Annotated in this window: 23 protein-coding genes; 19 read left to right on the plus strand and 4 right to left on the minus strand. The window is 28.8% G+C overall.

The window, feature by feature from the left end:
* Window positions 1-2 precede the first annotated feature (2 nt).
* Complete coding sequence (carA, locus tag JNUCC81_RS00550) at window positions 3-1,049, plus strand: glutamine-hydrolyzing carbamoyl-phosphate synthase small subunit (protein WP_454094881.1); 1,047 nt, start codon at window positions 3-5, stop codon at window positions 1,047-1,049.
* Between the two features lie 79 nt (window positions 1,050-1,128).
* Window positions 1,129-4,335 carry a carbamoyl-phosphate synthase large subunit gene (gene carB, locus JNUCC81_RS00555; protein ID WP_454094882.1) on the plus strand — a complete coding sequence of 1,069 codons (3,207 nt, stop codon included), beginning with the start codon at window positions 1,129-1,131 and terminating at the stop codon, window positions 4,333-4,335.
* A 62-nt stretch (window positions 4,336-4,397) separates the two neighbouring features.
* Here carB and JNUCC81_RS00560 read toward each other — a convergent pair whose 3' ends face one another.
* Window positions 4,398-5,147 carry a DUF3298 domain-containing protein gene (locus JNUCC81_RS00560; protein ID WP_454094883.1) on the minus strand — a complete coding sequence of 250 codons (750 nt, stop codon included), beginning with the start codon at window positions 5,145-5,147 and terminating at the stop codon, window positions 4,398-4,400.
* 211 nt (window positions 5,148-5,358) lie between these two features.
* On the opposite strand from JNUCC81_RS00560, the gene JNUCC81_RS00565 reads away from it, so the two are divergent.
* Together JNUCC81_RS00565 and JNUCC81_RS00570 are read left to right on the plus strand one after the other, a co-directional pair.
* Window positions 5,359-6,231, plus strand: coding sequence for a class I SAM-dependent methyltransferase (locus JNUCC81_RS00565; protein WP_454094884.1), 873 nt, complete (start codon window positions 5,359-5,361; stop codon window positions 6,229-6,231).
* Entirely contained in the window at window positions 6,231-6,899 is a 669-nt protein-coding gene (locus JNUCC81_RS00570; RefSeq protein WP_454094885.1) for an RluA family pseudouridine synthase, read from the plus strand. The genes JNUCC81_RS00565 and JNUCC81_RS00570 overlap by 1 nt, the downstream gene beginning before the upstream one ends.
* A gap of 213 nt (window positions 6,900-7,112) precedes the next feature.
* Here the strand turns inward: JNUCC81_RS00570 and JNUCC81_RS00575 are convergent, their stop codons facing one another.
* Window positions 7,113-7,274: a hypothetical protein gene (locus tag JNUCC81_RS00575; protein ID WP_208332077.1), complete on the minus strand. Its 162-nt coding sequence runs from the start codon at window positions 7,272-7,274 to the stop codon at window positions 7,113-7,115.
* 258 nt (window positions 7,275-7,532) lie between these two features.
* On the opposite strand from JNUCC81_RS00575, the gene JNUCC81_RS00580 reads away from it, so the two are divergent.
* From JNUCC81_RS00580 to JNUCC81_RS00590, 3 genes are all read left to right on the plus strand, one after another.
* On the plus strand, window positions 7,533-8,249 hold the full coding sequence (locus JNUCC81_RS00580) for a UPF0489 family protein (protein WP_454094886.1): 717 nt from the start codon (window positions 7,533-7,535) through the stop codon (window positions 8,247-8,249).
* Window positions 8,250-8,336: 87 nt separating this feature from the next.
* Window positions 8,337-8,834 carry an SEC-C metal-binding domain-containing protein gene (locus JNUCC81_RS00585; protein WP_454094887.1) on the plus strand — a complete coding sequence of 166 codons (498 nt, stop codon included), beginning with the start codon at window positions 8,337-8,339 and terminating at the stop codon, window positions 8,832-8,834.
* 8 nt (window positions 8,835-8,842) lie between these two features.
* Window positions 8,843-9,004, plus strand: coding sequence for a hypothetical protein (locus tag JNUCC81_RS00590; protein WP_173399947.1), 162 nt, complete (start codon window positions 8,843-8,845; stop codon window positions 9,002-9,004).
* Between the two features lie 151 nt (window positions 9,005-9,155).
* Here JNUCC81_RS00590 and JNUCC81_RS00595 read toward each other — a convergent pair whose 3' ends face one another.
* Window positions 9,156-10,079, minus strand: a complete 924-nt coding sequence (locus JNUCC81_RS00595) for a pseudouridine-5'-phosphate glycosidase (protein WP_454094888.1) — start codon at window positions 10,077-10,079, stop codon at window positions 9,156-9,158.
* Window positions 10,073-11,167 (minus strand): PfkB family carbohydrate kinase, encoded by a 1,095-nt coding sequence (locus JNUCC81_RS00600; RefSeq protein ID WP_454094889.1) that lies wholly within the window; start codon window positions 11,165-11,167, stop codon window positions 10,073-10,075. The genes JNUCC81_RS00595 and JNUCC81_RS00600 overlap by 7 nt, the downstream gene beginning before the upstream one ends.
* A 169-nt stretch (window positions 11,168-11,336) precedes the next feature.
* Here JNUCC81_RS00600 and yabG point away from each other — a divergent pair, with 169 nt between their 5' ends.
* The 12 genes from yabG to ftsH all read left to right on the plus strand — a co-directional run bounded on the left by yabG (window position 11,337) and on the right by ftsH (window position 23,392).
* The gene (gene yabG, locus JNUCC81_RS00605; protein WP_454094890.1) at window positions 11,337-12,197 is read left to right on the plus strand and encodes a sporulation peptidase YabG; all 861 of its coding nucleotides are present in this window, start codon (window positions 11,337-11,339) and stop codon (window positions 12,195-12,197) included.
* Between the two features lie 148 nt (window positions 12,198-12,345).
* A complete protein-coding gene (locus tag JNUCC81_RS00610; protein WP_454094891.1) occupies window positions 12,346-12,612 on the plus strand; it encodes a Veg family protein in 267 nt (88 codons plus the stop codon).
* 94 nt (window positions 12,613-12,706) lie between these two features.
* A complete protein-coding gene (locus JNUCC81_RS00615) occupies window positions 12,707-14,257 on the plus strand; it encodes a DUF3794 and LysM peptidoglycan-binding domain-containing protein (RefSeq protein ID WP_454094892.1) in 1,551 nt (516 codons plus the stop codon).
* Window positions 14,258-14,369: 112 nt separating this feature from the next.
* Window positions 14,370-15,251 (plus strand): 4-(cytidine 5'-diphospho)-2-C-methyl-D-erythritol kinase, encoded by an 882-nt coding sequence (ispE, locus tag JNUCC81_RS00620; RefSeq protein ID WP_454094893.1) that lies wholly within the window; start codon window positions 14,370-14,372, stop codon window positions 15,249-15,251.
* Window positions 15,244-15,924: a GntR family transcriptional regulator gene (locus JNUCC81_RS00625; protein WP_208332320.1), complete on the plus strand. Its 681-nt coding sequence runs from the start codon at window positions 15,244-15,246 to the stop codon at window positions 15,922-15,924. Before ispE ends, JNUCC81_RS00625 begins: the two co-directional genes overlap by 8 nt.
* Window positions 15,925-16,087: 163 nt before the next feature.
* On the plus strand, window positions 16,088-16,738 hold the full coding sequence (gene spoIIR / locus JNUCC81_RS00630; protein WP_454094894.1) for a stage II sporulation protein R: 651 nt from the start codon (window positions 16,088-16,090) through the stop codon (window positions 16,736-16,738).
* 34 nt (window positions 16,739-16,772) lie between these two features.
* Window positions 16,773-17,288, plus strand: coding sequence for a cell wall hydrolase (locus JNUCC81_RS00635; RefSeq protein WP_454094895.1), 516 nt, complete (start codon window positions 16,773-16,775; stop codon window positions 17,286-17,288).
* 147 nt (window positions 17,289-17,435) lie between these two features.
* On the plus strand, window positions 17,436-18,503 hold the full coding sequence (locus JNUCC81_RS00640; protein ID WP_208332323.1) for a D-alanine--D-alanine ligase: 1,068 nt from the start codon (window positions 17,436-17,438) through the stop codon (window positions 18,501-18,503).
* A gap of 14 nt (window positions 18,504-18,517) precedes the next feature.
* Window positions 18,518-19,324, plus strand: a complete 807-nt coding sequence (gene murI, locus JNUCC81_RS00645) for a glutamate racemase (RefSeq protein WP_454094896.1) — start codon at window positions 18,518-18,520, stop codon at window positions 19,322-19,324.
* 65 nt (window positions 19,325-19,389) lie between these two features.
* Window positions 19,390-19,806 (plus strand): DUF1934 domain-containing protein, encoded by a 417-nt coding sequence (locus JNUCC81_RS00650; protein WP_454094897.1) that lies wholly within the window; start codon window positions 19,390-19,392, stop codon window positions 19,804-19,806.
* Between the two features lie 206 nt (window positions 19,807-20,012).
* Window positions 20,013-21,398 carry a tRNA lysidine(34) synthetase TilS gene (gene tilS, locus JNUCC81_RS00655; RefSeq protein ID WP_454094898.1) on the plus strand — a complete coding sequence of 462 codons (1,386 nt, stop codon included), beginning with the start codon at window positions 20,013-20,015 and terminating at the stop codon, window positions 21,396-21,398.
* A 32-nt stretch (window positions 21,399-21,430) separates the two neighbouring features.
* Entirely contained in the window at window positions 21,431-23,392 is a 1,962-nt protein-coding gene (gene ftsH / locus JNUCC81_RS00660; RefSeq protein WP_454094899.1) for an ATP-dependent zinc metalloprotease FtsH, read from the plus strand.
* The last annotated feature ends 53 nt before the right edge of the window (window positions 23,393-23,445 follow it).

Raw genomic sequence — 23,445 nt, forward strand, 5'->3', positions numbered from 1 at the left:
AAATGAGGGGAAAATTAATATTAGAAGATGGAACAATATTTGAAGGTAAAGCATTTGGATACTTACAAGACAGTGTAGGAGAAGTAGTATTTAACACTTCTATGACAGGTTATGGAGAAGTATTAACAGACCCGTCATACTATGGTCAAATAGTAACAATGACTTATCCACTTATAGGGAACTATGGAATAAATCTTGAAGATGTAGAATCAAAGGGAGTACATGTAAAAGGATTTATAGTAAGAGAAAAAAGTGACGCACCTAATAACTTTAGATGCGAAATGGATATAGATACATACTTAAAGCAAAATAAAGTTATTGGTCTTGAAGGAATAGACACAAGAGCTTTAACAAAAATATTAAGAAATAATGGAACAATGAAAGGGATAATAACTTTAGAAAATTCATCTTTAGAAGATGTTAAATCTAAATTAGAATCTTTTGATAATACACAAGCAGTAAAAACTGTAACTAGAAAAGAAGTTGAGTACATAAAAGGTGATGGGACTAAAGTTGCTGTTATGGACTTTGGAGTAAAAGAGAATATATTAAGATCTTTCAAAGAAAGAAATTGTGATATAACAGTATTCCCTGCAACTACTAAAACAGAAGAAGTATTAGGAGTAAATCCTGATTTAATATTCTTATCAAATGGACCTGGAGATCCAGAAGATTTAGAAGATGTTATAGAAAATATAAAAGATTTAATTGGTAAAAAACCAATAGCTGGAATATGTTTAGGACACCAATTACTAGCTTTAACATTAGGTGGTCAAACATCTAAATTAAAGTTTGGACATAGAGGTGGAAACCATCCAGTTAAAGACTTAGAAGAAAATAAAATATTTATAACGTCTCAAAATCATGGTTATTATGTATCACAAATGCCTGAAAACATGGAGGTTACTCACATAAACCTAAATGACAATACTGTAGAAGGAATGAGACATAAAGAATTACCTATATACAGTGTTCAATATCATCCAGAAGCTTGTCCAGGACCCAAAGACAACGATTATATATTCGACAAGTTCTTAGAATTAGTATAAATATTCTATGTATTTGTACAACTTAAGGGGATTAAACTTAGAATTATAAAAAATCGTTAATTAGATAAGGAGAAAAATTATGCCTAAAATAGATAGTATAAAAAAGACTTTAGTATTAGGTTCAGGACCTATAATAATAGGGCAAGCAGCAGAGTTTGATTACTCTGGAACTCAAGCTTGTCAAGCTCTTAAAGAAGAGGGAGTAGAAGTTGTATTAGTAAATAGTAACCCTGCTACGATAATGACTGATAAAGAAGTAGCAGATAAAATATATATAGAACCATTAACAATCGAATTTATAGAAAAAATAATAGAAAAAGAAAGACCAGATAGTTTATTAGCAGGAATGGGTGGTCAAACAGGACTTAACTTAGCTGTTGAACTTCATGATGCTGGAATCTTAGAAAAGTACAATGTACAAATAATAGGAACTTCGGTAGAATCTATCAAAAAAGGTGAAGATAGAGATACTTTTAGAGAGGTAATGAGAGAAATTAATCAACCAGTTGTAATTAGTGATATAGTAACTAATTTAGAAGATGGTTTAGAATTTGCAAATAAAATTGGATACCCAGTAGTTGTAAGACCTGCATACACATTAGGTGGAACTGGTGGAGGTATAGCTGAAACTGTTGAAGAGTTAACAGAAATACTTACTCAAGGATTACAATTAAGTCCAGTTAGCCAAGTTTTACTTGAAAAGAGTATAAAAGGTTGGAAAGAAATCGAATATGAAGTAATCAGAGATGGTAATGGAAACTGTATAACTGTATGTAATATGGAAAATATAGATCCTGTTGGAGTCCATACAGGAGATAGTATAGTTGTGGCACCAAGTCAAACTTTAAGCGATAAAGAATATCAAATGCTTAGAAAAGCATCTATAGACATAATAAATGCTATAGAAGTTAAAGGTGGATGTAACGTACAGATAGCTCTTAACCCAACTAGTTTAGAATATGCAATAATAGAAATAAACCCAAGGGTTTCTAGATCATCAGCTCTGGCATCAAAAGCTACAGGTTACCCAATAGCAAAAGTTGGAGCAAAAATAGCTTTAGGTTATACATTAGATGAAATAGAAAATGCAGTAACTAAGAAGACTTATGCATGTTTTGAACCTACACTTGACTATGTAGTAGTTAAGATACCAAAGTGGCCATTTGATAAATTTAAGCAAGCTAATAGAAAATTAGGAACAAAGATGATGGCAACAGGAGAAATAATGAGTATAGGAAGTAACTTTGAAGCTGCTATACTTAAAGGAATAAGATCTCTTGAAATAGGAAAATACTCTTTAGTTCATGCTGAGTCAGAAGAAAAAAGCATAGAAGCATTAAAGAAGAGTGTTGTGGTTCCTGATGATGAAAGATTATTTGATTTAGCTGAAATGATAAGAAGAGGATATAAAATAGAAATGATAGAACAAATCACTGGAGTAGATAAGTGGTTTATAAATAAATTTAAATGGATAGTAGAGCAAGAAGAAAAACTAAAGGGAATGAAAATCGAAGATTTAAATAAGGATTATTTACTAGAATTAAAGAAAAAAGGATTCTCTGACAAAGGTATAGCAGATTTAATGAAGATAAGCCCAGAAAGACTATGTGAATTAAGAAGATTATATAACATACAACCAGCATATAAAATGGTTGATACTTGTGGAGGAGAGTTTGATGCATTATCTCCATACTACTACTCAACTTATGAACAATATGATGAAGTAGAAATAAGTGATAAGAAAAAAGTTATAGTACTTGGTTCTGGTCCTATAAGAATAGGTCAAGGTATAGAATTTGATTACTGTTCAGTTCATTGTGTAAAATCTCTAAGAGCACAAGGAATAGAAACAATAATAATAAACAACAACCCAGAAACAGTAAGTACAGATTTTGATACATCAGATAAATTATACTTTGAACCATTAACAGAAGAAGAAGTATTAAATATAATAGAAAAAGAAAATCCAGATGGAGTAATACTTCAATTTGGTGGTCAAACAGCTATAAAATTAGCTAAGTTCTTAGATGAAAAGAAGATAAAAATATTAGGAACTGATTTTTTAGATATAGATGCTGCAGAAGATAGAGAAAAATTTGAAGAATTATTAGAAAAACTTGATATAAATAGACCAAAAGGTAAGGCTATATGGTCGGTTGAAGAAGGTGTTGAAGAAGCTAAGAAATTAGGTTACCCAGTACTTGTTAGACCATCATACGTACTTGGAGGTCAAGGTATGGAAATAACTTACGATGAAACTAAGTTATCTATGTACTTAGAAAGTGCATTTAAAAGAGATAAGAAAAACCCTGTACTTATAGATAAGTACTTAACAGGTAGAGAAATAGAAGTTGATGCAATATGTGATGGAGAAAACATATTAATACCTGGGATAATGGAACATTTAGAGAGAGCTGGAGTTCACTCTGGAGATAGTATAACTATGTATCCTAGCCAAAACGTAAGTGATGAAATAAAAGCTAAAATACTAGATTATACTAAGAAGATCGCATTAGAGCTTAATGTACTTGGAATGGTTAATATCCAGTTTATAGAATTCCAAAATGAATTATACATAATAGAAGTTAATCCAAGAGCAAGTAGAACAGTTCCATATATAAGTAAAGTAAGTAATGTACCTATAGTAGATTTAGCTACTAGATGTATGTTAGGTGAAAAATTAGTTGATATGGGATATGGTACAGGAGTTTATAAAGAGCCTAAATTAGTATCAGTTAAGGTTCCGGTATTTTCTATGTCTAAACTTGCTAGAGTTGATGTAAGTTTAGGACCTGAAATGAAATCTACAGGAGAAGTTTTAGGTGTAGGTGAAAACTTAGAAGAAGCACTATACAAAGGATTCTTAGCAGCGGGTAAAACTATGTCTGATAAGAGAGGTGTAGTACTTGCTACTATAAATAATTATGATAAAGATGAATTTATGGAAATAGCAAAAGATATGAAAGAATTAGGATATACTTTCGTTGCAACAGAAGGTACAGCTAAATCATTAATAGAAAATGGAATAGATGCAGATATAGTTAATAGAGTGGAAGAAGCTAGACCAAACATATTAGATGCTATAAGAAATAAAGAAGTAGATATAGTAATAAATACACCAACTAAAGGTAATGACTCAAATAGAGATGGATTTAAGATAAGAAGAACTGCTACTGAATTCTCAACAGAAATAATGACATCTTTAGATACATTAAAAGCATTAGTAGAAGTTAAGAAAAAAGAAATAAAAGATGCCGGATTAGAAGTATATAACATAGCTGAATAATAAATGTTAACAATTAAAAAGGTATGAAGTTAATTATAACTTCATACCTTTACCTTTTTATATTAAAACCTTCTATATGATCTATTTCTTGGTCTAGGAATAGGACCTGGTGTCTGAGGTTCAGTACAATAAAAACGAGGATTTATATAAGGTGCAAATTTACTAAACATCATTTTAAACTTAATTATACCATATTCACTAGGTGCTACCTCGTCAACACCAAAGTATATAACTATACCATCATCAGCTAGATAAAATGCTTGATCATCTGGAATTTCAATATCAATTTCAGGATAATACATTTGAGGATTTTGATTAATTTTATATTTTACATAATTAGTAATTACTTCAATATAATTAACACCTTCATTAAAAACATCTTTTATAAAAATTTCATTGCCTGTAAGTAAGTCATAATTATAGTTATATAAAAAATTATAAATAGTTTCCTTTGAATCTATTAAACCAAGAAGACTTAAAGAAACACTTAAAATATGGTTTTTATTAAACGAAACAGCAAATGTTGACTTGGCTTTGTAAACTCTAAGAGGTGTGTTATTTTGCTCAGCAACTTGATTATATTCTCTTTCTTCCTCCTGAAGACCTTTAATAAATGTATCAACATCTAATTTTATAGTTGAATTTATATTATCTAAGTAAGTTTGCATAATGTAGAAGTAATCATTATTCATATTAAAAAAAGACGGATATTGAAGGTCATAATAAAAAAAGTTTTCATGTCCGATAGATTCATTAAACTGTGTACGCAATAAGTTATATATACAATTAGGATTATTTTGAGACATATCCATAGAAAATACCCCCTTTCATATTTAAAAAATCCATTAAAATATAGTATGCTAAAAGCCTATAGATAGTTAATAAATAATGAAAATTAATAAATTATAAATAATAAAAAACATAATAAAAAGGAAAGTATATAAAGTATGGAAAATACCAAAAATATAGGTAATTATATGGTATAATACATAAATTGAGAGTAATTAATTTAGGAGGGCAACAATGTTATTATTAGCAGATAAATGGAAAGAATATGAACTTATAGATATGGGTAACGGAGAAAAATTAGAAAGATGGGGAGATTATGTTCTTAGAAGGCCAGACCCACAAATAATGTGGCCAATGCAGTCTGAATGGTCATTATGGAAAAATCCTCATGGTCATTATCACAGAAGTAGTAGAGGTGGAGGACAATGGGAGCATAAAAAGAAATATCCAGAAAAATGGGTAATAAGCTACAAAAACTTAAAGTTTAACATAAGTCCAACTGGATTTAAACATACGGGTTTATTCCCAGAACAAGCGGCTAACTGGGATTGGGCAATGGATAAAATAGAAAATGCAAATAGACCAATAAAGGTATTAAACCTTTTTGCATATACTGGTGGAGCTACAGTTGCTTGTGCAGCAGCAGGGGCAGAAGTATGTCACGTAGATGCTTCTAAAGGTATGGTAACGTGGGCTAAAGAGAACATACACACATCTGGTCTTCAAGATAGAAAAGTAAGATTTATAGTTGATGATGTAGTTAAATTTGTTGAGAGAGAAGTAAGAAGAGGAAACAAGTATGATGCTATAATAATGGATCCACCTTCTTACGGAAGAGGTCCAAAAGGTGAAGTTTGGCAAATAGAAGAAAAGTTATATGGTTTAGTTGAGTTATGTACTAAAGTATTATCAGATGAACCGTTATTCTTCTTAATAAACTCATACACTACAGGATTATCTCCAATAATTCTTGAGCATATATTAGATGCTACAGTAGTTAAAAAGGCAAAAGGTGGAAAAGTGTACGGAGGAGAAATAGGAATACCAACTTCAAGAGATGGAAAAGTGCTTCCATGTGGTATATTTGGAAGATGGGAGTCTAAGTAATGATTAAAGTTATATACGAAGATAATCATTTATTAGTTGTAGAGAAACCTGTAAATATACTATCTCAAGGTGATGATACTAATGATAAAGATATGGTTAATCTTTTAAAACAGTATGTAAAAGAAAAGTACAATAAACCAGGTAATGTGTATATAGGTCTTATACATAGATTAGATAGACCTGTAGGTGGAGCAATGGTATTTGCTAAAACATCTAAATCAGCATCAAGATTGTCTGAACAAGTTAGAAATAAAACTTTTAAAAAGACTTATAGAGCTATAATACATGGAAATATGAATAAGTCAGAGGACACTTTAAAAGATTATCTTTATAAAAATAAAAAAACTAACATGGTTAGTGTAGTTAGTAAAAATCATAAAGAAGCTAAAAATGCAGAGTTAAGTTATAAAACTTTAGAGAGAAAAAATGGATTTAGTCTTGTTGAGATAGATTTAAAAACGGGTAGATCACATCAGATAAGAGTTCAATTTTCAAGTAGAAAACATCCTTTATTTGGAGATCAAAGATATGGACAAGATGTAAATAAAGTAGGTCAACAAATATCACTTTGGTCTTATAAGATAGAAATAGAGCATCCAACAACAAAGGAAAAAATGGAATTTGTTTGTGAGCCACCTAATGAATATCCATGGGATCTATTTAATTAAACAATAGAAGTATATATGTTAATTAAGATATTGCTTAATTAGATGTAATCAAATACTTAAAATAATCAGAATTAATATGTTTGGTATAAAATTACACATAAAAGATACAGCGCAAATTATAATTTGCGCTGTATCTTTTTTATACATTGCTAATATTAAATTTACCATTTTAATTTCTCCTAAAAATAAAACTTAAACTATATAAAATAAAATTTAATTATATATAGAAGATAAGTCTAAAGCATCAAAATAGTTCATTTGAATTTCTTCCTCTTTATAATCGTCACTTGTTACTAATCCATCAGTTAAGAAATATGCTAAAAATGTTAATGCTAATGGGAATAATATTATAATTGCTAGTGTTAAATTTATCATTGTAATTCCTCCTTAATATTTATTTTATGAATTTATTATAAAATCTTAAACTTAAACTATTATGATTTAAGTCTTAAATAAATCTTAAAACTTGTTTTCTATGTATTTATTGTACTAAAAATTTTAGAAAAAAGCCTTACTGATAGGTTATAGTTTCGTGACATTTTTGTAACGTTAGTAAAAATTAGGAATATATTTTTGTACAAACAATATAGTATAATAATTTATACAAATACAACTAAAGTTAAAGGAGAATATATGGATAAATACACAGGATTTTATATAGACAAACCAACTGGAAATAATATATTTTCTTATGAAGAAAGAGAAAATAAAAAAATATATGTACCTAAATTAATAGAAGGAACATTAGAAGATGTATGCGTTGGAAAAAATATAGTATTTAATGAAATAGATGAAGATATAGAGATAAAAGCAAAAGGATTAAAAAATATGGTTGAATATCATGTGGAAAATAAAGATGTTTATATATTTGATAACCACAATCATGCTCTTTATTTTTGGATAAAAAGTCTTAAAAGTCATAAGTTTACAAAAGGATGTAAATTGGTTCATGTAGACCAACATAAAGATATGAGAGAATCAGAAAATTATAATGTGGATATGGAGAATATAGATGATGTATTTAGATATACTAATGATGTACTTAATGTAGGGAATTTTATTCAGCCTGCATTAAAGCATAATATATTTTCAGAAGTAATTATAATAGATAGTTCATATGGATTTGAATTAGATGTAGAAGGTGAATTTGTATTAGACATTGATTTAGATATATTTTCTGATGATATGAGATATATTTCCTATGATTTAAGGATTAATAGAATAAAAGAACTTATATCTAAATCTAAAGTAATAACAATAGCATCGAGTCCATTCTTTATAGACCAAGAGTATGCTATAAAAGTATTAAAAGAATTATTTAATTGTGATATAATAGAAGAGTTAATCTAAGAAATTATGGTATAATACGATAAAATTAAAAATAAATTTAAAAATTTATACTATAAATAAAAAGATATATTATAGGAGGAAAAAGGTATGAGTTTATATACGGAATGGAGAAATTTAAGTGATAATCACGAAAATCAAGAAGCAGAAGTAAAGTTTTGGGAAGAGTATTTAAAAGTAGAAGCTGAAATATACAACGAACTTTTAAACACTAAGACTTTTGTTGTAGAAGGAAAAGTTAGCGATTTAGCAGCTAAGTACAATACTTCAGTTGAATACTTCATGGGATTCATAGATGGAATAAGCGAAAGTTTAAAAGAAGATATAACTTTAGAAACTATAGAAGCTGATAGTGAAATAAAGTTACAAATAGATGTTGAAAAATTATACTACAACATGGTAGCTGTTGAAGCTCATTGGTTATATAACTTACCAGGATGGAATGATATATTATCAGTTGAAACAAGAAAAGAAATACAAAAAGCACACAAAAATTCTAAGACAATAGTTAAAGAAGATAAAATAGGAAGAAATGATGCTTGTCCATGCGGAAGCGGTAAAAAATACAAAAAGTGTTGTGGAAAGTAAGGTAACTTATGTTTGTTTTAAGATTTATTGATGAAGAAGATGATTTAGCAGTTAAAGAATTTACATCGTTAAGTAGTGTTAAAGAATATATAAGTCAAAATAATCTAGAAAAAACATGGCATCAGATTGAAGAAATCAAAAAAGTAGTACCTAACTTAAAAGAAGACTAAAAAAGAGTATCTAAGAAATAATATTATTTCTTAGATACTCTTTTTAAATATCACTAAGCTTGAGCGATTGTTAAGCAAAGTGAACTTTTATACAAACTAATTTCTCATTATAATATTAACTATTAGCTGACTATAAATTAATATAAATGGATTAGTTATTGTTTAAATCAGATAAGTTTTTAGCTATTTGAGCTCCAACCTTAGCATTGTTATAAACTAATTCTATGTTAGCCTCTAAACTTTTACCTTCAGTTATAGTTTTAACTTTATCTAATAAGAATGGAGTAACCTTCTTACCACCTATGTTTTTCTCTTTTGCTTCTTTTAAAGCAGACTCTATAGCATTATTTATAGTATCATAATCCATTTCGAATTCTTCTGGTATTGGATTACCTATAACCATACCACCTTTTAAGTTTAAGTCCCATTTAGCTTTTAAAGCTTGAGCAACTTCCATAGAAGAATCTACTCTGTAATCAACACCAAAACCACTTCTTCTTGTATAGAATGCAGGCATTTCATCTGTACCAAATCCTATAACTGGAACTCCGTTAGTCTCTAAGTATTCTAAAGTTAATCCTATATCTAATATAGATTTAGCTCCTGCACATATAACAGCAACATCAGTATTAGCTAATTCTTGTAAGTCAGCTGATATATCGAAAGTTTCTTGAGCTCCTCTATGAACTCCACCTATACCACCTGTAGCGAATACTTTAACACCTGCTAAATTAGCTAATATCATAGTAGTAGCAACTGTAGTAGCTCCTGTTAATTTTTTTGATATTATAAATGGAAGGTCTCTTCTACTAGCCTTAACAACATTTTTGCTAGTTCCTAGTAATTCTATTTCTTCAGTAGTAAGACCAACTTTTAATATACCATCTATTATAGCTATAGTAGCTGGAATAGCTCCGTTATCTCTTATTATTTTACTAACGTTTTTAGCCATTTCTATATTTTTAGGGTAAGGCATACCATGAGATATTATAGTTGATTCTAACGCAACTACAGGTTGTCCTGCTGCTACTGCCTTTTGAACTTCTGGATGTACTTGTAAATATTTTTCTAACATAAGATCATCTCCTTAAGTATTTTTTCAACATTGTCTACTGACATGTTTGGATTTATTGTATTTTCATGAGAAAGTGCTATTATTGATGCTGCCATAGAGAATTTAGCGCTATATTCAATGTCAAAATTATTTAAATGACTATAAACAAGACCTGCTATAAATGCATCTCCAGCCCCAGTAGCACTAATTATTTCAGTTTTTACACCATCTACATAGATGCTATGTGAATTATCTTCACAGTACACGCCATCTTTACCAAGCGTTATAAATACATTTTCTACACCTTCGTTTAAGAAGTATTTAGAACATGATTTTATATCATCTATGTTATTAATTTGTATACCAGACAAAGCTTCAGCTTCATACTTATTTAACTTTATAGTATTAAAGCGACCTACGATATCTTTAATTTTCATACACTTAGAAGTAGACACTGTGTCAACAAATATTGGTATATGAGAATAAGCTGAAGTAATATAGTTTATTACTTCATGAGATAGATTAGTATCTAATACTATAGCCAAAGAGTCATTAATTTGCTGATGTTTTGAAGAAATATAAGACAAATCCAATTTATCTAGTATATCCATGTGTGATATAGCAATTTGCATATCATTAGCATCATTTAATACAGATACGTATATTGATGTAGAATGCTCATTTGATATATAAAAATCTTCAACATCTATTCCATAACTCTTACACTCTGATAATATTTGATTACCATATAAATCATTTCCAACTGCAGAAATAAGCTTTGTACTTACACCTAACCTACATATATTGTCGGCAATATTTCTACCAACACCACCTAAAGATATATCTACTTTTCCGGGATTAGAATCGTGCATAACAAGTTTTTTATTAGGAACACCTTGAATATCTATATTAGATCCTCCTATAACCGTTATATAATTATTCTTTTTTAGAATATAACCTTTTCCTTTGATATAGCCTTTTTTCATAAGATTAGTTATATGTACTGCAGTAGAAGAACGAGTTATATTTAGCTGATTAGCTAACTCTTGTTGAGAAATCATAGGGTTTTCTTTTAAAATATCTAAAATTTCTTTTTCTCTATCAGTCATAATTATCACCAAAAATAAATATTTGTTTATATACATAAACATAAGTTTATATTTATATTATCACTAACTATTTTATTTTTCAACAAAAAAATCATTTATATTCTTAGGTAACAAAAGAAACTATGCTACATATTATAGATTAAGATAAAAAGTTTTAGGGAGGACAGCTATGAAAATAGGAGATATAGTAGCAAGAAAATCTTATAACAAAGACATTATATTTAAAATAGTAGGATTTAATGTAGATGAAAATAACCGTAAAGTGGTAATGCTAAAAGGTGTAGCTTTTAGAATAATGGCGGATGCTTATTTAGAAGATTTAGAAATAGTTAAACTTCCAGATTTAAAAAATGTTTTAATAGATAAAAATGTAGAAGGGGTACTCTGTCAATCTTTAGTAAAGGCGAAAGAAAGACAAAAAAAGATGATGAGGGCGGTGCCTAAACTTCAAGCAAATACTAATGTTTATGGCATGCCTGGAAAAGTACTTCAAATAGATGGAGATAAAGAGTATTTAAAAATATGTTTAGATGTATATACAGAATTGGGAATTCCAGCAGTAGGAGTTTCAATACCAGAACCGAATCAATATAAAGAAGTAAGAGCATTACTTGAAAAACACAATCCGGATATATTAGTGATAACAGGTCATGATGCACTAACTTCTAGAAAAGGCAATATAACAGATTTAAGTAATTATAGAAATTCATTAAATTTTATTAAAGCGGTTAAACAGGCTAGAAAATGGCAACCTAATATAGATAGTTTAGTTATTTTTGCAGGAGCGTGCCAATCTAATTATGAACAAATAATAAATGCAGGTGCAAACTACGCGAGTTCTCCAGGCAGGATAATGATACATGCACTAGATCCTGTATTCGTAGTAGAAAAAATCGCATGTTCAAGAATAGATATAGTTGTACCTATAAATGAGGTTATAGATCAGACTGTTACTGGTATTAAAGGGGTCGGAGGACTAGAAACAAGAGGTAAGTTTAGATGGGCTATGCCAAAATCAATTTTATATTAACACAAAATTAGAAAATTATACTGTATATATTAAAAAATACTATTGACTTTTTAGTGAAAAATATATAAAATATTTAGTTTAAACGTTTGACAAAAAAACATATCTATGATATTATGTAAACATACAAACGTTTAAAGAAGGTGATATTATGGCTACTGTTCAAACTCTAGACAAAATAAGAGAAAGCCTTGAGAGACATTTAGGTAAGAAAATATTACTAAGGGCGAATAAAGGTAGAAAGCAGATTGTTACTAAAAAGGGAGTACTAGAAAAAGTTTATCCAAGTGTGTTTGTTGTAAAATTAGATGATGATGGAAATGGATATTCAAGAGTATCATATAGTTACTCAGACTTATTGACATCGAATGTGAAATTGCAAGTTTTTAAAGATCAAAATAAATTAAATGTAAGTTAAAATTATACCTATTAAAAATAGGTGTAATTTTTTTTTTGTTTTTTAAATATAAATATAGTGTGATATTTTTATTTAATTTACAGGGGGGATAAATATGGAACTAATTAAAGATGTAATAAAAGTAGACAATAGAATAGACTTTGGAAAATACCAAACATTTATAGAGGCAGAAGCAGTTGTGCCAGATAAAAAATCAGATGTTTATGAAATTGTAAAAACTGAAGGGTACATATGTCTTAAAAAAACAGAAGTGACAGATGGAAAAATACTTTGTAGGGGAAGTTTTAATTATAATGTTATGTACATAACAGATGATAAAAATACTGTTTCTAGTATGGATGGTAGGATAGACATAAATGAGGTTATAGAAAAAGATAATGTGGTTCAAGATATGGAATATATGTTATTTCCAGAAGTTGAGCATGTAGATTGTACAATATTAAATGAAAGAAAAATAAGAGTTGGTGCTCTTATGAATATAAGAGGAAGTTTATTTGATAAGCAAAGATTAGATATAGTAAAAGATGTTTCTCAAGTAGAAGGAATACAAAAACATAGAAAAGAAATAAACTATCAAGATATAATTGGGATAGAAAAATCAGAAAGTGTGATAAGAGATACTGTTACTATTAATACTGAGGAAATTCAATCTATAATAAGCTTAAGCCCAACTGCAAAAATAAAAGAAAGTAGAGTAACTGATAATAAGGTTATAGTAGGTGGAGTTTTAGAAATAAACCCATTAGCTTGTACTTATGATGGTGAGATAGTAGAACTGGATAAAATAGGAATAGATTTTACTCAATTTATTGAAGTACCTGGTGCTTGTGAAGGTATGACAGAAGAAAGTTTATTATCTATGGGAGATTTAAATTATATATTTAAGCAAAATAATGAAAGTAATACAGGAATATTAGATTTAGATTGTACTGTATATTGTAAAGTGAAAGTAACTGATGAAGTAAGTAGAGAAGTCTTACAAGATGCTTACTCTCCACAAAAAATAATAAAATTTGATCAAAGAACAATGGAGCTTAATAAAGCATTAAGTAGTGGAACTGAGACTTTTGTAGTTAGAGAAAGTATAAAAAACTCTAATGATGATATGCAAATAAAAGATATAGTAAGTGTTTGTCCTTCTATATCAATAGAAAATGCATATATTGAAGATAATAATAGCGTGGTACAAGGTGTTATAAAGGTAGATGTATTATATGTTCCAGTAGAAGGTTTAAAATCAGTTTATAGAATAAGTGAAGAGATACCTTTTGAGCATGAAGTAACTATAGAAAGTTTAACAGATACTTGTAAAGTGTTTAGTACAGTTTGCATAGAAAAGGCAGATGTTGACTTAAATAGAGATCAAATAGATTTAAATATGAAAGTAAAGAGATTTACTGAAGCAATAGATAAAAAATCAGAAAGTTTTATAATAAAAGGTGATGATTTAGGTGTATATGACTTATCTACAGCTCCAAGTATAATAGTATACATATGCAAAGAAGGAGATAGTCTTTGGAATGTAGCTAAAAAATATAACACTACTGAAGATGAAATAGCAGAGTTAAATGAACTAAAATCAGATGAACCGTTAAAGGCAGGAAAGTGTTTAATACTAGAAAAGAAAGTTGTTTTAGCTGATTAGTAAATATACAAAAAATAAGATAATAGGGGATTATAATCCCCTATTATCTTATTTTTTGTAGTATAATGTTAGTAGTTATGCATGCATTATATTATGTATCAAGGAGGCTAAAATGAATTCTATAGAATTAAAAAGTAGAGCTAAAATAAATTTATCAATAGATGTATTGGGGAAAAGAGAAGATGGATATCATTTAGTCGAAATGATAATGCAGACGATCGATTTGTATGACATCATAAAAATAAAAGAGTTATGTACGGACGATATAATCATAAAAAGTAATAGTAAAGATGTGCCCTTAGATAACAACAATATAGTTTACAAAGCTATTAAATTATTACAAGATAAATTTAATATAAATAAAGGAATAGAAATATTTATACAAAAAAATATACCTATAGCAGCTGGAATGGCTGGAGGTAGCTCAAACGCAGCAGCAGTTTTAGTAGGTCTTAATAAAATCTGGAATTTAAATCTAGAAGAAAATGATTTACAAGAAATCGGATTTTCATTAGGTGCAGATGTGCCATATTGTATATCTGGAAGAACAGCTTTAGCTTATGGAGTAGGTGAAAAGCTTACATATATCAAAGGGCTACCGCATAATGTTAGTATACTGGTGTGTAAACCTAATTTATTTGTATCTACTAAAGAAGTTTATGAAGGTTTAGATCTAAATAATATTCAAGATAGGCCGAATAATAAGAACCTGATAAATTATTTAGAAAAAGAAGATATAGAATCTGTAGCAAAACATATGGTAAATGTGCTTGAAAGTGTAACTGGTAAACGCCACAAAGAAATAGAGGAAATAGAAAAAATAATGATGGATAATAATGCATTAGGATCTATGATGAGTGGTAGTGGACCAACGGTTTTTGGATTATTTAAAAGCGAAGAAGAAGCTTTAAAGGGTAAAGAGATATTACTTGAAAAATATGAACAAGTATATGTTGTTAATAGTAGTGAAAAAGGAGTTGAGATTAATGGATAATTTAAACAAATTGAATTTAGATGAATATAAACCGTTAAGAGACGTAGTTTTTGAAAACTTAAGGGAAGCTATATTAGAGGGGAAATTAAAGCCAGGTCAAAGACTTATGGAAGTTCAATTAGCGGAACAATTAGGAGTAAGTAGAACGCCAGTAAGAGAAGCTATAAGAAAGTTAGAATTAGAGGGATTAGTTGTTATGCTTCCTAGAAAAGGGGCATATGTAGCTAATATGTCCTTAAAGGATATAATTGATGTATTAGAAATAAGAGCTAGTCTAGAAGGTTTAGCAGCATCTTTAGCAGCTGAAAGAATAAATCCAGACGATATAAAAAAGCTTGAAATAATAGTTAAAGAATTTGAAGAACTTACTATCGCTTCAGATGTAGATACATTGCTTAAAAAGGACGTTGAATTCCATGAATGTATATTTAAAGCAACAAATAATAAAAAACTACATCAATTAATAAATTCTTTATGGGAACAAGTATACAGATTTAGGGTTACATATATATCGGATTATGACTCATCTCTTAGTATAGTAAACGAACATAAACTTATATTAGAGGCTATAAAAAAGGGAGATAATGAACTTGCTAAAAAGCATGCTAGAGAACATATAGAAAAAGCAGAACAATTTATGATTGAAAGAGCTATGAACAATAAAGATATTTAATAACAGTTTATATAATGGTAGAGCACCGATTTTGATAAAGATAGAAGGCTTTCACACAAATAGCTAAAGATTAGTATAAGTGAGAGTGGTTCTATCTTTTTTGTATAAAAAAATAAATATTGGACATACTCAAAATAGAAATATTTTGAGGGGGATATATTTAATGAAAAAGGTAAAAATAAGATTAACTATATTAATTTTAAGTTTAATATGTGTAATAGGAGTTATGACTATTACAATAAGTGGGGAAGTAAAAAAGATAGATAATATATCTGTAAATTATAAAGAAAAATTAATAAGATTTCATGTTCTAGCAAATAGTGATTCTGATGAAGATCAAGAATTAAAGTTAAAAGTAAGAGATGCAATTATACAATACTTACAACCGAAGCTAATTAAATCAAGCAGTATAAAAGAAAGCGAAAAAATTATAAAAAGTGAATATAAACAGTTAGAAAAAATAAGTAAGAATATTATTAATGAAAATGGTTATAGCTATGATGTAAAGGTAGGAATAGAGTACACTAATTTCCCAACTAAGCAATACTCAAATATTGTACTTCCAGCGGGTGAATATAAAGCATTAAGAATAATTATTGGAGATGGTCAAGGTAGAAATTGGTGGTGTGTAATGTTTCCTCCATTATGTTTTGTAGATGATAAAAGTGGAGTAATAGATAAAGAAACCGATAAAAGATTAAAAGAAGTTTTAACTAAAGAAGAATATGAACTGATAACTCAAAAGGATAAAGCTCAAACAAGTAGAGTACAAGTTAAATTTAAAATAGTTGAAATACTAGATAAATTATTCTAAAAAATTGACAAATCAAAAAGGAGTGACATTAACTATGGATAGGTGCTATAAACTAATAGTATCTTTATTAGTTTCAATTTATGTATTTATTCCTACACAACAAGTACTAGCAGAGGGAATGAAAATACAAGATAGTGAGAAACCATTAACTATAAAAAATAATACAGTTGAAAAAAGAAAAGAAGTAATAAGTATAACTAATGAGGAATTATTATTATTATCTAAATTAATTACAGGAGAAGCTAGAGGCGAAAGTTATGAAGGACAAGTAGCGGTAGCTGCAGTAGTTATAAATAGAGTAAAAGATTCAAGATTCCCAAATAGCATAAAAGATGTTATATACCAAAAAAATGCATTCTCGGTAGTAAATGATGGCTCAATAAACATGCAACCAACAGAAAGTGCATATAAAGCAGCTAGAGAAGCTTTATATGGTTTAGATCCAACTAATCAAGCCATATACTTTTGGAATCCAGAGATAGCTACATGTAAATGGATAAGAACTTTAGATCCATATATGAGAATAGGAAACCATGTTTTTGCGAAATAGTTAAATAAAATACTTAAAATTTAGATAAAGAAGCTTTTGCTTCTTTATTTTTTTTGTTAAAATAAACTATAATAATCATTTAGAGGATAAAAGACATATAATATTTTGATAATGATAAAATTATACACCAGGAGGGTGAGTACAATTATGAATAAACTTAACATAGCATTAATATTTGGTGGTAAGTCAGGAGAACACGAAGTTTCTCTATTATCATCAGCTTCAATATATAAACACATTGACAAAGAAAAGTATAACGTTTTAACTATAGGAATAACTAAAGATGGAAAATGGATGTATTACGAAGGTAATGAAGAAAATATAAAAAATGGAGAATGGGTTAATTTAGCTAATAAAAATGTAGAAATTAACTTAGTTCCATCAGGAAACAAAGAAGTAGGAATATTATTTGAAGATGGTCGTGTAGAAAAAATAGACGTATTATTCCCTGTTTTACATGGTCCATATGGAGAAGATGGAACTATTCAAGGATTATTTGAAATAAGCCAAATACCATATGTAGGATGTGGAGTTTTAGCTTCAAGTGTAGGTATGGATAAGCTTATATGTAAAAAGGTATTTACTGAAATAGGATTACCTCAAGTTAATTATACAGACACTAATAAATGGTCATTCAACAAAGATAAAGAAGGTCAATTAGATAAAATAGAAGAAAAATTAAATTACCCAGTATTTGTTAAACCAGCAAACTTAGGATCTAGCGTAGGGATATCAAAAGCTAACAATAGAGAAGAACTTTTAGAAGGAATAAATGAAGCGCTACAATATGACTCTAGAATTGTTTTAGAACAAGGAATAAATGCTAGAGAAATAGAAGTAGCAGTCCTTGGAAATGATCAAGTTGAAGCATCTATAGCAGGTGAAATAAAGCCAGCTAAAGATTTCTATGACTATGAAGATAAGTATATAAATGGAACATCTACTTATGAAATACCAGCTAGTATAAGTAAAGAGGATATGGAAAGTATAAGAAAGATGGCTGTAGAAGCATTTAAATCAATAGATGGAAAAGGACTTTCTAGAGTTGATTTCTTTATAGATAAAAACTCAGGTGAAATATTTATAAATGAAATAAATACTTTACCAGGGTTTACTAATATAAGTATGTATCCTAAAATGTGGGAAGCGACAGGATTAGAATATCAAAATCTTATAGACGAGCTTATTAAATTAGCTATAGATTCAAAAAAGTAAAGAGGGTGCGACTTATGAGTAATAGACCAATAGGTGTATTTGATTCTGGATTAGGCGGATTAACCGTTTTAAAGGAAATAATGAAAATATTACCTAATGAAGATATGGTATACTTTGGAGATACGGCTAGAGTTCCTTATGGCTCAAGGTCAAAGGATACAATTATAAAGTATACTTTTCAAGCAATAAACTTTTTACTTTCTAAAAATGTAAAGGCTATAGTTATAGCATGTAATACTGCTACAGCTAGAGCCTTAAAAGAAGCTAATGAAAAGTATGATATACCTATAATAGGAGTTATAGAGGCAGGAGCTAGAACAGCAGCATATTCTACAAAAAATAAAGTTGTTGGTGTAATAGGAACTGAAGGAACTATAACTTCTAAGGCATATAATTTAGAAATCGGAAAAATAGATAAAGATATAAAAATAATAGATAGAGCATGTCCTTTATTTGTACCTATAGTTGAAGAGGGATGGTCAAATACTGATATAGCATCTTTAACAGCTAAGAGATATCTAGATGATTTAATCAAGCAAGATATAGACTCTTTAGTATTAGGGTGTACTCATTACCCAATACTTAAAAGAACTATAGGTGAAGTTGTTGGGGAAAAAATAAAATTAGTTAATCCTGCTAAAGAAACAGCTATAGATTTAAAGGGAATTTTAGAAAAACAAGGTTTAATGAACGAAACTAAATCAAAAGCTTTATATGAATACTATGTTTCTGATATACCTGAAAAGTTTGCTAATATAGCAGGCGAATTCTTGAAAAAAGAAATCGAAAATATAAAAAATGTAGAGATACAAAAATACTAATACTGTTGATATAAACTTTAGGCCTTATAAGTCTAAAGTTTATACTTGTTTAGGAGGAAATTAATATGAATGCAAAATTGAGCATAATTACGAAACAATATGATGAAAAAGGATATATAGATACTATAAAAGTAAATGCAAATGCTGATGTATATAATAAAAATAATTACACATTTGTTGTATATAAAGAAGAGGAAGAGGGTATAAAAGTTACAACTACTATAAAGATATCTGAAGATGAAGTTAGCATAAAAAAATTTGGAAATACTAATTCTGTAATGATTTTAAAAAAGGAAAATAATCATATATCAAGATATAGAACTCCACAAGGATTATTTATAATAGAGACAAATACTAAAAAGCTAAATATAGATAAATCTAGGGAAAATTGTATAAAGATAAATGTAGAATATGATATTAAAATAATGGATTTATTCCAAGGAAGAAATGTTATAGAAATAACAGTAGAAACCAAGAAATAAAGTATATTTATAAGAAAGATGAATAAATGTTTAATAATATAAATTAAAATAAAGCTATTTAAAACACTACCTTTTATTTAGTTTATTTGGTATTATAATAATAATATTAAAGTTTATATCTTTTGGAAAAAGATACAAGGGTTTATAGTTTTTTTATAGAAACTATACATAAAAGTTAATAAAAACTAAGTGTAAGAGGTATAAATATGATTTTTGAAAAGGTACAGAGTACTATAAATAAATATAATTTGATAGAAGAAGGAGATAAAATTGTATTAGGTCTTTCAGGAGGACCGGATTCAGTTTGTTTATTGCACATACTTAAAAGATTAAAAGAACAGATGGATATAGAAGTATATGCAGCACACTTAAATCATCAAATAAGAGGAATAGAAGCGCAAAAGGATGCTTTATATATATCACGAATATGTGAAGAAATGGGAATTACATTTTTTGTAAAATCCATCAATGTACCTGAGTATTGTGATAAGCATGGGCTATCTGTAGAAGAAGGAGCTAGAAAGCTTAGATACGAAATGTTTGAAGAAATTAAAAAAAAGACACATTCTAATAAAATAGCTATAGGTCATAACCAAAATGACCAAGCAGAAACTATACTAATGCGTATCATGAGAGGAACAGGACTTCAAGGTTTAAGAGGAATAGAATATATTAGAGAAAATGGTATAATTAGACCTATACTAGATATAGATAGAATTGATATAGAGAAATATTGCGAACAACATAATTTAAATCCTAGAATAGATCAGACAAACTTAGAGAGTATATATACTAGAAATAAAATTAGACTAGAATTAATACCTTATATGAAGGATAATTTTAATCCAAATGTAATAGAATCTATAGTAAGGATGAGCAGTAGCCTAAGAAATGATAGCGATTACATTGACAATGAGGCTAAGGCTAAATTTAAAGAAGTTTGTAAGATTAGCCAAGATTCTGTAGAAATAAACTTACAACAGTATGTTAATTTACACAATGCCATAAAAACAAGAATCTTAAGAAACTCTATAAAACAAATATTAGGAGACACTAATTTTGTAGACCAAAAACATATAGAAGATGTTATGGAGTTAGAAAACGAAAATAAAGTTGATAAAAAGATTACTCTTCCAAGAGGAATGTTTGCATATAGAAGAAAAAATATCATAATATTAACTACAAAAGAAATTGTTAATGAAGAAATAGAATTTTGTTATAATATACCTAGTAACGGATTTATTAAATTAAAAGAGCTAAACCTAATTATGGAAACCCAAACAATGAGTATAGATAGATATAGAAGTATAAAAATAGATAAGACATCTAAAGGGTTTGATTTTAATAAGATAAAAGGAGGTATAATTGTAAGAAATAGAAAGCAAGGAGATAAAATAAAACTTGCTGGAGGAAGCAAAAAAGTTAAAGAACTATTCATAGATCTAAAAATCCCAAGAGAAGATAGATGCAAAATTCCTATAATTACTGATGAACAGGGAATAATGTGTGTAGGGGATAATAGAATCAGTGAAAACTATAAAATTGATTCAAATACAAAAGAAGTCTTAAAGGTTAGCTTTAAGAAACTATAGAATAAAAACAACGTATGAAAGGAGGGCTTCTTTTGAATAAACTTTTCAAGGGAATAGGTTTCTACTTACTAATATTAATAATAATAGTAGGAATAGTGCAGTTTTCAGGTAAGCCAGCAGAAAAAGTACAAAATCTAGAATTTTCTAAAGTATATCAAGAATTAACTGATGGAAATATATCAAGATTACACTTTATAAGCGATACAGCTGTAGAAGGAACAATAAAAGATAAAAATACTAAATTTAGAGCATATGTGCCACAAGAGGTAATGGGAGATAAACTTGCTGATGAGGTATTAGCCCAATCTAAAGAAGGCAAACTAATATTTAGTGGAGAGGCAAAACCATCTGCACCTTGGTTCGTAGAAATGCTACCAACATTATTATTAATATTCTTTATGTTAATATTATGGTTTGTATTTATGAATCAGTCTCAAGGTGGAGGCGGAAAAGTTATGAACTTTGGTAAATCTAAAGCTAAAGTACATAAAGATGATGAAAAAACAAGGGTTACATTTAAAGATGTAGCTGGGTTAAATGAAGAAAAAGAAGATTTACAAGAAGTTGTTGATTTCTTAAAAAATCCTAAAAAATATATTGATTTAGGTGCAAGAATACCAAAAGGTATACTTATGGTAGGTCCTCCTGGTACTGGTAAAACTTATTTATCAAGAGCAGTTGCAGGAGAAGCAGGAGTACCATTCTTTAGCATAAGTGGATCTGATTTCGTTGAAATGTTTGTTGGGGTTGGTGCTTCTAGAGTAAGGGATTTATTCGAGCAAGCAAAGAAAAACGCACCAGCTATAATATTCATAGATGAAATAGACGCAGTTGGTAGAAAAAGAGGGGCTGGTCTTGGCGGAGGTCATGACGAAAGAGAGCAGACTCTTAACCAATTACTAGTTGAGATGGATGGATTTGGAATAAATCCAGGGATAATAATAATGGCTGCTACAAATAGACCTGACATACTTGATCCAGCATTACTTAGACCAGGTAGATTTGATAGAGAAGTTGTTGTTGGAGCTCCGGACGTTAAAGGTAGAGAAGCTATCTTTAAAGTTCATTCTAAAAATAAACCTTTAGCAGATGATGTTAAACCATCTGTTTTAGCAAGAAGAACACCAGGATTTACTCCTGCTGATATAGAAAACATAATGAATGAGGCTGCAATACTTACAGCTAGAAGAAGAGAAAAGAAAATTCATATGGGAACTATAGAAGAAGCTATAACAAAGGTTATGGTTGGGGTTGCTAAAAAATCTAGAGTTGTAAGCCCTGAAGATAGAAAACTTACAGCTTATCATGAAGCAGGTCATGCAATATGTATGCATGTACTTCCTCATATAAGTTCTCTACATCAAGTTACAATAATACCAAGAGGTAGAGCTGGTGGATTTACAGAGCCACTTCCAAAAGAAGATCAGATGTATGGAACTAAGAAAGAAATGAAAGAAACTATTATAATGGCACTTGGAGGTAGAGTTGCTGAAGAGTTAGTTTTAGATGATATATCAACAGGAGCATCTAATGACTTAGAAAGAGTTACTCAAACTGCAAGAGCTATGGTTACTAAATACGGAATGAGTACAAAGCTTGGACCAATGGTATTTGGTGATAATGAAGATGAAGTATTCTTAGGTAATAGTTTCACATCTAAGAGAAATTACTCTGAAGAAGTTGCATTTGAAATCGATAAGGAAATAAGAAACATAGTAGATGTAGCATATAAAGAGTGTAAGAGAATTCTAGAAGAAAATATGGATAGATTAGATTATGTAGCTCAAGCTTTACTAGTGTATGAGACTTTAGATTCAGAACAATTCGTTAAAGCATTTGATAAAGAATTACCTTTAGAGATACCTGAAACAGGTGATGATTCACTTGCAGTAACATTAGAAAAACAAGAAAAAGAAGAGTCTAATGTAAATTTAGTCAAACTAGATAAGATAAAAGATAATAAAGATTTAGATGATAACTCAGATAATAAATAGATTAATTTAATAGGACCTGTATAGGTCCTATTTTCTTTTTTATAAAAATATTT

Source organism: Faecalimicrobium sp. JNUCC 81 (assembly GCF_053667625.1).

Excerpts from the sequence above, each read along its gene's own strand:
- JNUCC81_RS00585 (WP_454094887.1), top strand. The coding sequence starts at position 8,337 with ATGAGTTTATATACGGAATGGAGAAATTTAAGTGATAATCACGAAAAT.
- ispE (WP_454094893.1), top strand. The coding sequence starts at position 14,370 with ATGAATTCTATAGAATTAAAAAGTAGAGCTAAAATAAATTTATCAATA.
- JNUCC81_RS00610 (WP_454094891.1), top strand. The coding sequence starts at position 12,346 with ATGGCTACTGTTCAAACTCTAGACAAAATAAGAGAAAGCCTTGAGAGA.
- JNUCC81_RS00640 (WP_208332323.1), top strand. The coding sequence starts at position 17,436 with ATGAATAAACTTAACATAGCATTAATATTTGGTGGTAAGTCAGGAGAA.
- JNUCC81_RS00570 (WP_454094885.1), top strand. The coding sequence starts at position 6,231 with ATGATTAAAGTTATATACGAAGATAATCATTTATTAGTTGTAGAGAAA.
- yabG (WP_454094890.1), top strand. The coding sequence starts at position 11,337 with ATGAAAATAGGAGATATAGTAGCAAGAAAATCTTATAACAAAGACATT.
- JNUCC81_RS00650 (WP_454094897.1), top strand. The coding sequence starts at position 19,390 with ATGAATGCAAAATTGAGCATAATTACGAAACAATATGATGAAAAAGGA.
- JNUCC81_RS00575 (WP_208332077.1), bottom strand. The coding sequence starts at position 7,274 with ATGATAAATTTAACACTAGCAATTATAATATTATTCCCATTAGCATTA.
- spoIIR (WP_454094894.1), top strand. The coding sequence starts at position 16,088 with ATGAAAAAGGTAAAAATAAGATTAACTATATTAATTTTAAGTTTAATA.
- JNUCC81_RS00615 (WP_454094892.1), top strand. The coding sequence starts at position 12,707 with ATGGAACTAATTAAAGATGTAATAAAAGTAGACAATAGAATAGACTTT.
- carB (WP_454094882.1), top strand. The coding sequence starts at position 1,129 with ATGCCTAAAATAGATAGTATAAAAAAGACTTTAGTATTAGGTTCAGGA.
- JNUCC81_RS00595 (WP_454094888.1), bottom strand. The coding sequence starts at position 10,079 with ATGTTAGAAAAATATTTACAAGTACATCCAGAAGTTCAAAAGGCAGTA.
- JNUCC81_RS00565 (WP_454094884.1), top strand. The coding sequence starts at position 5,359 with ATGTTATTATTAGCAGATAAATGGAAAGAATATGAACTTATAGATATG.
- carA (WP_454094881.1), top strand. The coding sequence starts at position 3 with ATGAGGGGAAAATTAATATTAGAAGATGGAACAATATTTGAAGGTAAA.
- JNUCC81_RS00590 (WP_173399947.1), top strand. The coding sequence starts at position 8,843 with ATGTTTGTTTTAAGATTTATTGATGAAGAAGATGATTTAGCAGTTAAA.
- tilS (WP_454094898.1), top strand. The coding sequence starts at position 20,013 with ATGATTTTTGAAAAGGTACAGAGTACTATAAATAAATATAATTTGATA.
- JNUCC81_RS00625 (WP_208332320.1), top strand. The coding sequence starts at position 15,244 with ATGGATAATTTAAACAAATTGAATTTAGATGAATATAAACCGTTAAGA.
- JNUCC81_RS00560 (WP_454094883.1), bottom strand. The coding sequence starts at position 5,147 with ATGGATATGTCTCAAAATAATCCTAATTGTATATATAACTTATTGCGT.
- JNUCC81_RS00580 (WP_454094886.1), top strand. The coding sequence starts at position 7,533 with ATGGATAAATACACAGGATTTTATATAGACAAACCAACTGGAAATAAT.
- JNUCC81_RS00635 (WP_454094895.1), top strand. The coding sequence starts at position 16,773 with ATGGATAGGTGCTATAAACTAATAGTATCTTTATTAGTTTCAATTTAT.
- murI (WP_454094896.1), top strand. The coding sequence starts at position 18,518 with ATGAGTAATAGACCAATAGGTGTATTTGATTCTGGATTAGGCGGATTA.
- JNUCC81_RS00600 (WP_454094889.1), bottom strand. The coding sequence starts at position 11,167 with ATGACTGATAGAGAAAAAGAAATTTTAGATATTTTAAAAGAAAACCCT.